Origin of the sequence: Paracoccus sp. SCSIO 75233 (genome assembly GCF_027912675.1) — a bacterium.
In the GTDB taxonomy this organism is placed as follows: Bacteria; Pseudomonadota; Alphaproteobacteria; order Rhodobacterales; family Rhodobacteraceae; genus Paracoccus.
On record NZ_CP115758.1, the window covers coordinates 66179 to 79161 of the forward strand.

Below are 12983 nucleotides of genomic sequence, written 5' to 3' on the forward strand. Positions count from 1 at the left end.
CTCACATGCGCTTGGCGACTTCTTCCAACATGACTTCGCTCGCCCCGCCGCCGATGGCCTGCACACGGGCATCGCGTGACATGCGTTCCACCGGTGTTTCGCGCATATAGCCCATACCGCCATGAAACTGGACGCAGTCATAGAGCACGCTGTTCACCAGTTCGCCGCAATAGGCTTTGACCATCGAGACCTCTTTCACGCAGTCACGGCCCGCGGCATCCAAACCGGCGGCGTGATAGACCAGCTGACGCCCTGCCACGATCCGCGTCTGACAGTCGGCCAGTCGCTGGCGCACGGCCTGCTTGTCCCAAAGAGCGCCGCCAAAGGCCTTGCGCTGCTTGACGTAATCCACAGTTATGTCCAGCGCGGTTTGCGCCTCGGCACAGGCCATCGCACCCAGCACGATGCGTTCGTTCTGGAAGTTCTTCATTACCGAATAGAAGCCGTGGTTGACCTCGCCCAAAACGTTTTCGGTCGGGATGCGGACTTCTTCGAAGATCAGTTCGGCAGTGTCCGAGCACAGCCAGCCGGTCTTATTCAACGCCCGGCCCACCGAAAAGCCCGGCGTGCCCTTTTCGACCGCGAACATGGTGATCCCGCGCGACCCCTTGGCATCGGGATCGGTCTTGGCACCGACAAAGTAGAGATCGCCATGCACGCCGTTGGTGATGAACATCTTGGTGCCGTTCAGCACCCAGTCCGACCCGTCCCGCACCGCGCGGGTGCGCATGCCGGCCACGTCCGAGCCCGCGCCCGGTTCAGTCACAGCAACGGCGGTGATCATTTCGCCCGAGACGATCGACGGCATCCAGCGCGCCTTCTGTTCGGGCGTGCCGGCGTTTTCCAGATGCGGCGAGGCCATGTCGGTGTGGACCAGAACCGTGGCCGAGAACCCGCCGAAAGTGGATCGCCCGACCTCTTCGGCCAAAACCACGCTGGACATCACGTCCAGCCCCGCGCCGCCATACTGTTCGTCATAGCGCATCCCCAGCACGCCGAGATCACCCATCCGGCGCAGCACGTCGCGGGGTACCTTGCCCTCCTCCTCCCAAGGCTCGGCCTTGGCGATCACCTCGGCTTCAATGAACCGGCGCAACTGGTTGCGGATCAACTCGAGGTCTTCGTTGAACGGGCCGGTGACCTGAGTAATGCTGTCTTGTCTGGTCATGTGTTTTCCTCTGGATCGAGTTTGATAAGTGGGGCGTGCCCGGCGACCGTATCGCCGGGTGCACAATAGATTTCAGTCACCACGCCCGCGACCGGCGCGGGCAGGCTTTGCAACAGCTTCATGGCCTCAAGCACCACCAGGGTGTCACCGGCTTTGACGCGGTCGCCTAGTGCGACGCGCACCTCGGCCACGGCGCCGGGCATGGGTGCGGACAACAGGTCAGCGACGCCAGACCCGCCGGTGGCACGTTGCAGATGCTGGTCTTCCAGCGTACGCAGGTCTGTCGCGGTCATTCCAGCAGGGGTTTGCAGGTGCACTCGCCAGTGACTCGGCGCGCGCACGACGTAAGCGATGCGCGAAAACGGAACCCCATCGATGCGTCCGCTCAGTCGGCATCCTGTTAAAGCGGCACTCTCGACCGTGATGGTCTGGCCGTCCGGCTGAATGGCAGTCAACCCCGACCCGGAGCCGTTCATGCGGATCGGTTCGTCTTTGGTTGTGTCCCAATAGAAGGCCGCGCCGGACTGTCTCGCAGGGGCTGTGAGTCGCCATGACCCCAGGCTTTCCCAGGGCGACGCGCCCGCCGGCACGAGACGCAGATGCAGCGCCATCGCGGCAAAGGCCATGTCCCGGGGATCAGCGGACGGTTCAGTCCAGCCGCCTGGAAACATCTCGGGCAGGCCCGAGGTATGGTGACGGAACGCCTCAAAATCCGGGTGTGTCAGCAACGCGCGCTGATAGGCCAGGTTCAGACCGACGCCACCGACGGCAAAGGCATCCATTGCGACGACCGCCTGACGGATCGCACCGGCCCGGTCCGGCGCGTGGACGATCAGCTTGGCAATCATCGAATCGTAATGGTGGCTGACGACCGAGCCTGCCTCGACCCCGGTATCGAGCCGCACGCCGGCGGGCGGAGCCCAAAGGCTGATCTCGCCCGTTTCGGGGCGGAAATTCTCGGCCGGGTTTTCGGCGGCGATGCGGATTTCAATCGCGTGCCCGTCGAATTTCACATCCGATTGCGCCAGTGTCAGCGGCTCGCCCCGCGCGATGCGCAACTGCCATTCAACAAGGTCGATGCCGGTGATTGCCTCAGTCACGGGGTGTTCGACCTGCAAGCGGGTGTTCATTTCCAGAAAGTAGTATTCACCGCGCCCGGGGTCATAGAGGTATTCCACCGTCCCGGCGGAGCGATAGCCGATCGCCAGCGCCAACCGCACCGCTGCAGCACGCATGCGGTCGCGCACAGCCTCGGGAAGATCGGCGGCGGGGGCTTCTTCGATCAGCTTTTGGTGGTTGCGTTGCAGCGAACAATCGCGGTCGCCCAGATGCAGCACGGTGCCGTGAGTGTCGCCCAGAACCTGCACTTCGACGTGGCGGGCACGGGGCGCATAGCGTTCGAGGAACACCGCCGGATCGCCGAAGGCGCTCTGCGCTTCGGCCCGGGCAGATGCAATCGCTTCGGGTGCGTCGCCCAGATCGGAGACAAGCCGCATCCCGCGTCCGCCGCCGCCGGCGCTGGCCTTGACCAGAAAGGGGGTGCCAAGCGCCTCGGCCTCTTGCAGCAGGCGCGCGTCGGACTGATCCTCGCCGCGATAGCCGGGCAGGACGGGCACGCCTGCGGCTTCGGCGGCAGCCTTGGCCTCGATCTTGGAGCCCATCCGCGCGATAGCGTCGGGTTCCGGCCCGATGAACACAAGGCCCGCCGCCTCGACCGCCGCCGCGAAACCGGCATTCTCAGACAGAAAACCATAGCCCGGGTGTACCGCATCCGCGCCCGTCGCCCGCGCGGCCTCAAGGATGGCCGCGACGTTCAAATAGCTGTCCGACGGGGCGGCCCCGCCGATGCAGACGGCATGATCGGCCTCGGCCACGAAGGGCGCGTCGCGGTCCGCGTCCGAAAACACCGCTACGCTTTCCAGCCCCAGTTTGCGGCACCCGCGCTGGATGCGCCGGGCAATCTCGCCCCGGTTGGCGATCAGAACGCGGGTGAAGCTCATTTCACCCGCCATGACGGAACGCCCTTGTTGATGAAACTGTTGATGCCTTCGATACCTTCCTCCGTCTCCCACGCATCGGCCAGCCGGTCGGCGGTGTAGATCATGTTGGTCTCCAGATCGTGGGACGCGACATAGGCGATCAGCGCCTTGGTATCGGCCACCGCACCCGGCGCGGCCTGAAGGTGATCATGCACCACCCGGTTCACCGTGGCGTCCAGGTCGCCCGGCGCGACAACCTCGGTCAACAGACCGATCCGCTCGGCGCGGGCGGTGTCGAACAACGCCCCCGACAGCATGGTCTCACGCGAATGCACCTTGCCGATGCGGGCCACCACGTAAGGCGATATATTCGCGGGCAGAAGGCCCAGTTTGACCTCGGTCAGACCGAAGCGCGCGCCTTCGGCGCCGATGGTGTAGTCGCAGACGGAGATCATGCCGACACCGCCACCGTAAGCCGGGCCGTTGATCCTCCCGATCAAGGGTTTGGGCAGCGTGTCAAGACGGCGCAACAGCCGCGCCAGCGTGGCGCTTTGTGCGACCCTTTCACTACGGGTTTTCTCGACATTAGAGGCGAACCAGTTGAAATCGCCGCCCGCGCAGAAGCTCTTGCCCGCGCCGGTCAGGACCACAATACGCACATCGTCATCTGCAGCCAGCTTTTCGGCGGCATCGTATAGCTCTGCGATCAATTCGCCATTCAGCGCATTGTGTTTGTCGGGGCGGTTGAGCGTCAGCGTGGCGACGCCGCGCGCATCGGTTTCGACAAGGATCGTGTTGTAGGTATTGGTCAACTTGAAGCCTCACATTCTGAATACAGGCGTATGGCGACCGGCTTCGGGCACCGATGTCACGATGGCCAGGCACAGGCCAAGGATATCGCGGGTTTGCGCGGGTTCGATCAGCCCGTCATCCCAAAGCCGCGAGGTGGCATAATAGGGATCGGACTGTTCACCGTACTGGGCCCGAACCTGCTCCTCGATCAGCTTCATGTCGGCCTCCATCTTGCCCGGGTCGCCCCCTTTCTGGCGGCGCAGTTCCAGCATCACATTTGTGGCGATGTCGGCAGACATGGTGGCCAGTTCCGCAGTGGGCCAGGCAAAGAGAAAATTCGGGGCGAAGCCACGTCCGCACATGCCGTAGTTGCCCGCCCCGTAAGAGCCACCCAGCAGCACCGACAGGCGCGGCACCTTGGCCACCGACATGGCATAGACCAGCTTGGCGCTGTCCTTGGCTATGCCGCCGCGTTCAGCGTCGGTGCCAACCATGAAGCCCGAGATGTTGTGCAGGAACAAAAGCGGGATGTTGCGTTGATCGCACATCGACACGAATTGCGCGCCCTTCAGCGAACTTGCGGACAAAAGCGCACCGTTGTTGGCCAGAATGCCAACCCGGTATCCATGGATGCACGCTGTGCCACAGACCAGCGTCTCACCCCATCCGGGCTTGAATTCGCGGAATTCGCCGGCGTCGATCATGCGCAGCAGAACCTCGCGCATGTCATAGGGCTGTTTGCGATCGGCGCTGATGACGCCAAGCAGTTCCTGGGGATCATGCGCGGGCGGCTGTGGTACCTTGTCGGGCTGCATCGCGCGCGACTGGCCCAGCTCGGCCACGATGTCGCGCATGAGTGCCAATGCGTGGTACTCGTCCTCGGCCAGATGGTCGGACACCCCCGAAACACGCGAATGCATCTCGGCCCCGCCCAGCGTTTCGCCATCGACCTCTTCGTTGATCGCCACCTTGACGATCGACGGCCCGCCCAGATGGATGCGCGCGTTGCCGCGCACCATGATGACCTCGTCCGACAGGGCCGGGATATAGGCCCCACCGGCCGTGCAGCCTCCAAAGACCGCCGAGATCTGCGGCAGACCGCTCGCCGACATGTTGGTCTGGCGATAAAAGGAATTGCCGAAATGCCGGGCATCGGGGAAGACCCTGTCCTGCTCTGGCAGATAGGCACCGCCGCAATCCACCAGATAGAGGCAGGGCAGCCGGTTCTCGGCTGCGATTTCCTGGGCGCGGATGTGTTTCTGCACGGTTTCGTGATAGAAGGAACCACCCTTCACTGTCGCATCGTTGGCGATCACAACGCAGGGCAGCCCGTGGACGATCCCGATACCGGTCACGATCCCCGCACCGGGCACCTCGCCTCCATATTGACCGTAGGCGGCAAGCGACGACAACTCAAGAAATGCAGTGCCCGGATCCACCAGCAGGTCGATCCGTTCGCGGACCAGCAGCTTGCCGCGCTTGCGATGCCGCGCGACCATGTCGGGGCGGCCGCCAGCCGTTGCTTCGGCGATCCGCGCACGCAGCGTTTCGACGCGCTCGCTTTGTGCGGCGTGGTTGCGGGTGTAGGTCTCTGATGCGGTCAGCACCGCTGTTTCAAGACGTGCCATGTAGTCAGGTATCCTGTCTTTGGAGTATCCCGTTGAGGAACACATCGGCATAGGTGCGTGACAACGCATCGGCGCTACCGCGGTCCGGGTCGAACCAATCGAGCGTGGCGTTCAATGTACCGATCAGCATCAGGCGCAGGCGACGGATATCGACGTCTTGCTTCAGCGTGCCATCTTTCTTAAGCTGGGACAGAAGACTGTCCCACTCTGCCTCATAGGCCCTTCGCGTGGGCAAGTTGGCATCCCGGACGGATTGCGGCACCTGCCCGAAAATACGCACATTCGCCGATGTATAATCGCTCACATCAAGAAGCGCGCGCAGATGCGCCCGGATCGCGGCGCGCAGTACCGTTTCGCCGTCGGTATCGGCCCGCAGGTCGGTGATGGCGTCTCTCATGCTCGCGTGAACGACTCGAATCCCTGCATCAAGAACGGCCGCGACGATCTCGTCCTTGGAACCGAAATGATAGTATATGCTACCCGCCTTGATCCCGGCGGCCTCGGCAATTTTTCGGAGCGAAACGGACCCGTAGCCTTGTTCGCGGAAAAGCCGCGCGGCAATGTCCAGCACCCCGTCCCGTCCAACCGCGCTGCGCGATGTCTCGTTGGCTTTGATTGCCGTGTTCTGTGCCATAGACCTTCGTATCGCTCCAACGCCTAACTAACGCCTGTTAGGTTAACAACGCAAGTGAGTCAATCGTCGTGATCGTGCCAGACTAGAGTTTGCGGAAAATTCCGCATTGGCGACCGCCAAGAGGCCGTCCAGACATTAATGTGCTTGCCCGGACCCCGTCATCGGGTCCGGGCAAATGCCTTAGATCACGAAACCGCCACCGCAGATGACGTGCTGGCCTGAAATGAAGTTCGATTCCGGCGCACAGAACAGATAGACGGCACCGGCAGCTTCTTCCGGAGTGCCGACCCGGCCCAGCGGGATCATGCGCTCCATCTGGGACAGGAGATCGGGGTTCACGCCGACCTTGATCTCTTTTTCTTCGACCTTGATCGTGCTGTCGCCATCCGCGCTGCCTTCGGTCAGGCGGGTGCGGATCGGGCCGAAGGCGACGGCGTTGACGTTGACCTTGTAGCGGCCCCATTCCTTGGCCATCGTCCGGGTGACCCCTAGGATACCGGCCTTGGCGGCGGAATAGTTGATCTGGCCAGCATTGCCGCCGGTCCCTGCGATGGACGAGATGTTGACTACCTTGCGGAACACCTCTTGCCCGGCGGCGGCCTCTTCCTTGGCCTTGGCGCTGATCACCGGCTGGGCAGCGCGCAGGATCTTGAAAGGTGCCGTCAGGTGGACGTCGATGATCGCCTGCCACTGTTCGTCGGACATCTTCTGAACGACGCTATCCCAAGTGTAGCCTGCGTTGTTCACGATGATGTCTAACCCGCCAAAGCTGTCCACGCCGGTCTTGATGAACCGTTCGGCAAAACCGTCTTCGGTAACGCTGCCGGCACAGACCACGGCCTCAGCACCCATTGCGCGCACCGCCTCGGCGGTTTCATTGGCCGGATCGGCGTCCAGATCGTTGATCACCAGCCGGGCCCCTTCCGAGGCCAGTTTGAGAGCGATTTCGCGGCCAATGCCCCGGCCCGAGCCCGAGACCAGCGCCACGCGCCCGTCGAGTTTTCCAGTCATATTGATTCCTCCCGAAAGGCGCTATCAGGCTTTTTCATAAAGCGTGGTGACGCAGGCCCCGCCGAGGCCCAGATTGTGCTGAAGCGCCAGACGTGCGCCATCAACCTGGCGCGCATCTGCCTGGCCGCGAAGCTGCTGAACGAGCTCGGTACATTGCGCTAGGCCGGTCGCCCCAAGCGGATGGCCTTTGGACAAAAGACCGCCCGACGGGTTGGTCACGTATTTTCCGCCGTAGGTGTTGTCGCCATCATCAACGAATTTCGCCGCTTCGCCGCGACTGCAAAGGCCAAGCGCCTCATAGGTGATAAGCTCGTTGTGGGCGAAACAGTCGTGCAGTTCGACCACATCCACGTCCTCGGGCCCGATGCCCGCGTCCTCGTAAACCTGATCGGCGGCGCGCTTGGCCATCGAAAAGCCGACCACTTCGCGCATGTCATGGGCTTCGAAAGTTTCCGGGCCGTCCGTCGTCATGGCCTGCGCCGCGATCCGAACCGAACTGTCCAGTCCGTGCTTGTCGGCGAATTCCTTGGAACAAATGATCGCGGCGGCCGCGCCACAGGTTGGCGGACAGGCCATGAGCTTGGTCATGACGCCGGGCCAGACGACCTGGGCGGCCATGACGTCTTCCGCCGTCACCTCCTGCCGGAACAGGGCAACCGGATTCTTCGCAGCATGTCGGCTGGCCTTGGCGCGGATTTTTGCGAAGGTTTCCAGGGGGGTGCCGAACTCGTCCATATGCGCCTTGCCCGCACCGCCGAAGTACCGCAGCGCCAGCGGGATCTCGGCACTGCCAACCAGTTCGTCGGTTTCTCTGTCGAATGCCGCAAACGGGCTGACCCGGTCATGGAACATCGCACCGATTGCGCCGGGCTGCATCTGTTCGAACCCAAGTGCCAGAGCACATTCGACCGCGCCGCTTTCAACTGCCTGCCTGGCCAGGAACAGGGCGGACGATCCGGTCGAGCAGTTGTTGTTCACATTCAGAACCGGGATGCCTGTCATTCCGACATGGTACAGGGCGCGCTGACCGCAGGTGCTGTCGCCATAGACATAGCCAACATAGGCCTGTTGGACTTTATCATAATCCAACCCTGCGTCTGCCAGAGCGGACCGGGTCGCAGCGGTCGCCATCACATCGTAGCTTTCGGATTTTCCCGGCTTCTGGAACGGGACCATCCCAACGCCTGCAACATAGGCTTTGTCTGTCATTTCTCTCTCTCCCAAGTTCGGTCAGGCCACCCTAATCGGTCCGCCAGCCTATTTTCTACCATTTGTTAGATTTTAAATCCCAACCTTGGGAAGTGTCAATATTGCCAAGCTGTGACGTAGGGAGCTTGCGCTATTTTCTAACTTGTGTTTGTTTTCGGGCCACACGCCCTGATCGGCGGCACAATTGAGGGATTCTGGTCCCGGCGCAACCGCTGACAAGCGTTTAGCACTCAGCTTACGAAAGGTGGTCGGAATGGCATACTGTTATGAGTTCAAGGGTTTTATACCCGTCGTGCCCGAGGATACATATGTCCACCCCCAGGCCGTTCTGATCGGAAATGTCATCTTGGGTCATGGATGCTACATCGGCCCCGGAGCAAGCTTGCGGGGCGATTTCGGCAGGATCGTGATCGGGGATGGAGCCAATGTTCAGGACAATTGCATCATCCATTCCTTTCCCGGCCGCGACGCCGTGGTGGAAAGCGACGGCCACATCGGCCATGGCGCGATCCTGCACGGTTGCACAGTGGGCCGGAACGCTCTGGTCGGAATGAATTCCGTCATTATGGATGGTGTAGAGCTTGGGGCGGAATCGATTGTCGGCGCGCAGGCGTTTGTGCGTGGCGAAACCGTGATTCCGCCGCGTTCGATGGTGGTGGGATCGCCGGCAAAGGTGATCCGCGAGGTCAGCGAGAAAGAAGTCGCGTGGAAAACGCGCGGCACCGCGGAATACCAGCAACTTGCGCGCGACTGTCTGGCCGGATTGACGCCGGTCGAACCGCTGAAGGCGGTCGAGGCAGACCGGCCCGGCATGGCGGCCTCTGACGTCGTCTCCATTCAGGAGGCGCGGCGGACATCGTCCTGACCTGTCCGGGAACCGGACCGGTCAGGACTACTTCAGATTCCGAAAGCGCCAGATGGAAGCGCCTTGACGCGGAACGGCACTCCCCGACCCGGTGTGCCGTCCCTCAAGCCTTTACAGACGGAAGATCCCGTAGTGCGGATCGTCGATCGGTGCATTGAGCGAGGCAGAAATCGACATGCCAAGCGCGTTGCGTGTGTCCGCCGGATCGAGGATGCCGTCATCCCACAGTTCCGAGGTGGAGGTATAGGCTTCGACATCGCGCTTGTATTTTTCCAGCACCGGTTCGCGGATCGCGGCGATTTCTTCTTCGGTCAGCTCTTTGCCTTCGCGCTGAAGCTGCCGAATCTTGACGTCCGCCATGGTATTAGCGGCCTGATCCGCCCCCATCACGCCGATCTCGGCTTGCGGCCACATAAACAGCGTGCGCGCATCCCAGGCCCGCCCGCACATGCCGTAATTGCCTGCCCCGTACGAGGCATTGGCGATCACTGTGAACTTCGGCACGACCGAACCGCCCTGCGCCATCAGCATCTTGGCACCGTCCTTGGCGATGCCGCGTTCTTCGTATTCGCGGCCCACCATATAGCCAGTGATGTTCTGAAAGAAGACCAGAGGTGTGCGGTTCTGATTGCAAAGCTGCATGAAATGCGCCGCCTTCAGCGAGCTGTCGTTGAACAACACCCCGTTGTTGGCAAGGATGCCAACCTTGTAACCCCAGATATGGGCAAAGCCGCAAACCATCGTGGTGCCATAGTCGGGCTGGTATTCGTGAAAGCGCGAGCCATCGACGATCCGCGCCAGAACCTCGCGCATATCAAACTGGGTTTTCCGGTCCTTGGGGATGATCCCATAAAGCTCCTTGGGGTCGTAGTATGGCTCTTCAAAAGCGGCGGTTTCGATGATCGTTTTCGGGGTGCGCTTCCATTGGCTGACAATCTCGCGCGCCAGTGAAAAGGCGTGCTGTTCAGTGGCGGCTCGGTAGTCGCCGGTTCCCGAAACCGAGGTATGCATAACCGCCCCACCAAGTTCCTGAACACCGACCTCTTCGCCGGTGGCCGCCTTGACCAGCGGGGGACCGCCAAGGAAAATCGCGCCTGTGCCTTCGATGATGATGTTGTAGTCGCTCAGCGTCGGCACATAGGCACCGCCAGCCGTGCAGTGTCCGCCGACCACGGCAATCTGCGGGATATTGGCCTGGCTCAGCTTGACCTGGTTGCGGAACACCCGCCCGCCCAGATACCGGTCGGGAAACACCCCGTGCTGCAGCGGCAGGAAACCGCCCGCGCTGTCGCAGATATGGATGACCGGCAGGCGGTTTTCCAGCGCGACATCCAGAAGACGCACGACCTTTTTGACCGTATGTGGATACCAAGCCCCGCCCTTGACGCTAGCGTCGTTGGCGTGGATGGCGACCTCGCGACCCTGCACAATACCGATGCCCGTCACCACAGCGGCGCCAGGCACGGTGCCATCGTATTCGCGACAGGCGGCAAGTGTGGAAAACTCCAAAAACGGAGTGCCGGGGTCCAGCAGCAGTTTCAACCGCTCGCGCACGCCCAGTTTGTTCTGGCGGGCAAGGCGGTCGATATCGCGTTGCGGACGTTCGAAACGCGCCGCGTGCTGGCGGGCGTGGAATTCCTTCAGCCGTTCAGACATGGCGGCGAAATTTGCCTTGTAGTCGGCGGCATTGGTGTCGATCTGACTTTCAATCCTGCGCATTGTCACTCCTCCTCCGGGGCCAATTGGGCCAGGATGTCTTTCAGACCAAAACTGTCGCCTTCGGCGAATGGCATTTCGGCAACGACCCCGCCGCGCGGCGCCGTCAGTGTGGTTTCCAACTTCATGCTTTCGATCACCAGAAGCGGCTGGCCTTCTTCAACCGCATCGCCGGGTTTAACCGCAACCGACACCACGACACCCGGCATGGGCGCCACCAATCGGTCGTCGCTCGCGCCACCGTCGCTTCCGGCCAGGCGTTCGGCGGGATCAACCCGCCCGACTTCGTAGGTTCGCCCGTCCATGTGCACAAAAGTTGCTTCCGGCCCCACGGCCAGTCGCAATTCGCGCACAACACCCTTGGCCCGCAGCTTGTAACCGCCCGGCAGACCCGTCGGGTCCAATTGGCAGGTAACAGCGCCAGTGGGGGTATTGAGCACGAACCGGCTGCCATCATGACCCAACCAGCAATCAGTCTCTTCTCCGTCGATCTGAAAAATCCGTTGCATCAGTTTCTCCACCCGCCCATCTTGCGGTACATTTCCGGTATCTGCATTACGTCACTCACCAGGCGCTCGTCCGATAGGGCCGCCGCCGCTATCAGCAAGTCAGAGACATCTTCGCCCGGCGCGGTCAGCGTTTCGGATTGTTCAGCCAGGAAGCCAGTTGAAACGTCACCAGAGGCGAAATCCGGATGTGCAAGGATTGCATCCAGGTAACCAGTGTTGGTCGTTACCCCGAGAATCACATAGCTTTGCACCGCGCTCCGGGCACGGGCGATGGCCTGCGCGCGATCCGGGCCATGTACGATCAGCTTGGACAACATCGGGTCGAAGTCGGTTGTCACCTTGCCGCCATCCAGAATGCCGCTGTCCACGCGGATCCCCTCGCCCTGGGGTTCGTCCAGCAGCAGGATATCGCCGATCGCGGGCCGGAAATCGGCCGTCGCGTCCTCGGCGCAGATGCGCAGTTCGATCGAGTGTCCGGTTTGGGGAATATCCGCCTGCACGGCGCTCAGCCCGTCGCCCGCCGCGACACGCAGCTGCTCGGCAACCAGATCGAAGCCGGTCACCAGTTCGGTCACCGGATGTTCGACCTGAAGGCGGGTGTTCATTTCCAGGAAATAAAAGGCCCCGTCCTGCGCATAGATGAATTCAACGGTCCCTGCCCCGCGGTATTTGACGGCACGGGCAATTCCGGCAGCGGTCTCGCAGATCTCATCCCGTTGCTCGGGGGTCAGCGCCGGTGACGGCGTTTCCTCGATAATCTTCTGGAACCGGCGCTGGATCGAACATTCACGTTCCCAGAAATGGACCACGTTGCCCTGTCCGTCGCCCATCACCTGCACCTCGATATGGCGCGGGCGTTCGATATAGCGTTCGACGAAAAGCCGCCCGTCGCCGAAATATCGTTCGCCTTCGCGGCGCGCGGTTTCGATTTCGGTTTCCAGCGTGCTGTCCTCGCGCACAACGCGCATGCCCTTGCCGCCACCGCCGGCCGAGGGTTTGATCAGCAGCGGATAGCCCACGGCGCGGGCGCGTTCGACAAAGCTCGCCGGATCATCATCCTCGATCGCCGAGGGGGCGACGGGAAACCCGTGTTCCTCGACAAAGGCGCGGGCGCGGACCTTGTCCCCCATCAGGTCGATGACCTCGGACGTCGGGCCGACAAAGGTCACTCCGGCTTTTTCCAGCGCCGCGACAAAACCGGCATTCTCTGACAGAAAGCCATAGCCGGGATGCACCGCATCCGCGCCGATCTTTGTTGCCGCCGCGACGATCTGCGGAATATCGAGATAGGCGGCCACGGGCGTCGGGCCGTCGATCATCACGACCTCATCTGCGATCAGATGCGCCGGCCCCTCTTGCTCGGCGACATGACGCAACACGGCCGTCGCAAGCCCGCGGGCCTTGGCGGTGCGCAACACGCGCGCCGCGATCTCGCCCCGATTGGCGACCAGGAGTTTCGAAATGGTCATGGT

General features: G+C 62.1%; 11 protein-coding genes. 1 reads left to right on the top strand and 10 read right to left on the bottom strand.

From position 1 onward, the window contains the following. Nucleotide 1 precedes the first annotated feature (1 nt). From PAF12_RS16210 to PAF12_RS16240, 7 genes are all read right to left on the bottom strand, one after another. Complete coding sequence (locus PAF12_RS16210) at nt 2–1168, bottom strand: acyl-CoA dehydrogenase family protein (protein WP_035366643.1); 1167 nt, start codon at nt 1166–1168, stop codon at nt 2–4. Then, entirely contained in the window at nt 1165–3168 is a 2004-nt protein-coding gene (locus PAF12_RS16215) for a biotin carboxylase N-terminal domain-containing protein (RefSeq protein WP_271109765.1), read from the bottom strand. The genes PAF12_RS16210 and PAF12_RS16215 overlap by 4 nt, the downstream gene beginning before the upstream one ends. After that, nucleotides 3165–3959, bottom strand: a complete 795-nt coding sequence (locus tag PAF12_RS16220) for a crotonase/enoyl-CoA hydratase family protein (RefSeq protein WP_009803479.1) — start codon at nt 3957–3959, stop codon at nt 3165–3167. Before PAF12_RS16220 ends, PAF12_RS16215 begins: the two co-directional genes overlap by 4 nt. A 9-nt stretch (nt 3960–3968) precedes the next feature. Further along, the gene (locus PAF12_RS16225; protein ID WP_027264431.1) at nt 3969–5567 is read right to left on the bottom strand and encodes an acyl-CoA carboxylase subunit beta; all 1599 of its coding nucleotides are present in this window, start codon (nt 5565–5567) and stop codon (nt 3969–3971) included. A 4-nt stretch (nt 5568–5571) separates the two neighbouring features. Next, nucleotides 5572–6138, bottom strand: a complete 567-nt coding sequence (locus PAF12_RS16230) for a TetR/AcrR family transcriptional regulator (RefSeq protein WP_245601552.1) — start codon at nt 6136–6138, stop codon at nt 5572–5574. Between the two features lie 243 nt (nt 6139–6381). After that, entirely contained in the window at nt 6382–7212 is an 831-nt protein-coding gene (locus PAF12_RS16235; RefSeq protein ID WP_027264429.1) for an SDR family NAD(P)-dependent oxidoreductase, read from the bottom strand. Between the two features lie 24 nt (nt 7213–7236). Then, entirely contained in the window at nt 7237–8421 is a 1185-nt protein-coding gene (locus PAF12_RS16240) for a lipid-transfer protein (protein ID WP_027264428.1), read from the bottom strand. A 253-nt stretch (nt 8422–8674) separates the two neighbouring features. Between PAF12_RS16240 and PAF12_RS16245 the strand changes: the two genes are divergently transcribed. Continuing rightward, complete coding sequence (locus PAF12_RS16245; RefSeq protein ID WP_027264427.1) at nt 8675–9286, top strand: transferase hexapeptide repeat family protein; 612 nt, start codon at nt 8675–8677, stop codon at nt 9284–9286. A 111-nt stretch (nt 9287–9397) separates the two neighbouring features. On the opposite strand, the gene PAF12_RS16250 is transcribed toward PAF12_RS16245, so the two are convergent. The 3 genes from PAF12_RS16250 to PAF12_RS16260 are packed head-to-tail and all read right to left on the bottom strand — an operon-like array spanning nt 9398 to nt 12980. Further along, nucleotides 9398–11005, bottom strand: a complete 1608-nt coding sequence (locus PAF12_RS16250; protein WP_027264426.1) for an acyl-CoA carboxylase subunit beta — start codon at nt 11003–11005, stop codon at nt 9398–9400. A gap of 2 nt (nt 11006–11007) precedes the next feature. Beyond that, nucleotides 11008–11523, bottom strand: coding sequence for an acetyl-CoA carboxylase biotin carboxyl carrier protein subunit (locus tag PAF12_RS16255; protein ID WP_027264425.1), 516 nt, complete (start codon nt 11521–11523; stop codon nt 11008–11010). Further along, nucleotides 11511–12980 carry an acetyl/propionyl/methylcrotonyl-CoA carboxylase subunit alpha gene (locus tag PAF12_RS16260; protein ID WP_027264424.1) on the bottom strand — a complete coding sequence of 490 codons (1470 nt, stop codon included), beginning with the start codon at nt 12978–12980 and terminating at the stop codon, nt 11511–11513. Before PAF12_RS16260 ends, PAF12_RS16255 begins: the two co-directional genes overlap by 13 nt. Between the last annotated feature and the right edge of the window lie 3 nt (nt 12981–12983).

What these genes read in the sequence shown, in the direction of transcription:
- PAF12_RS16240 (WP_027264428.1), bottom strand. Translation starts at nt 8,421, where the DNA reads ATGACAGACAAAGCCTATGTTGCAGGCGTTGGGATGGTCCCGTTCCAG.
- PAF12_RS16260 (WP_027264424.1), bottom strand. Translation starts at nt 12,980, where the DNA reads ATGACCATTTCGAAACTCCTGGTCGCCAATCGGGGCGAGATCGCGGCG.
- PAF12_RS16250 (WP_027264426.1), bottom strand. Translation starts at nt 11,005, where the DNA reads ATGCGCAGGATTGAAAGTCAGATCGACACCAATGCCGCCGACTACAAG.
- PAF12_RS16235 (WP_027264429.1), bottom strand. Translation starts at nt 7,212, where the DNA reads ATGACTGGAAAACTCGACGGGCGCGTGGCGCTGGTCTCGGGCTCGGGC.
- PAF12_RS16225 (WP_027264431.1), bottom strand. Translation starts at nt 5,567, where the DNA reads ATGGCACGTCTTGAAACAGCGGTGCTGACCGCATCAGAGACCTACACC.
- PAF12_RS16215 (WP_271109765.1), bottom strand. Translation starts at nt 3,168, where the DNA reads ATGAGCTTCACCCGCGTTCTGATCGCCAACCGGGGCGAGATTGCCCGG.
- PAF12_RS16245 (WP_027264427.1), top strand. Translation starts at nt 8,675, where the DNA reads ATGGCATACTGTTATGAGTTCAAGGGTTTTATACCCGTCGTGCCCGAG.
- PAF12_RS16210 (WP_035366643.1), bottom strand. Translation starts at nt 1,168, where the DNA reads ATGACCAGACAAGACAGCATTACTCAGGTCACCGGCCCGTTCAACGAA.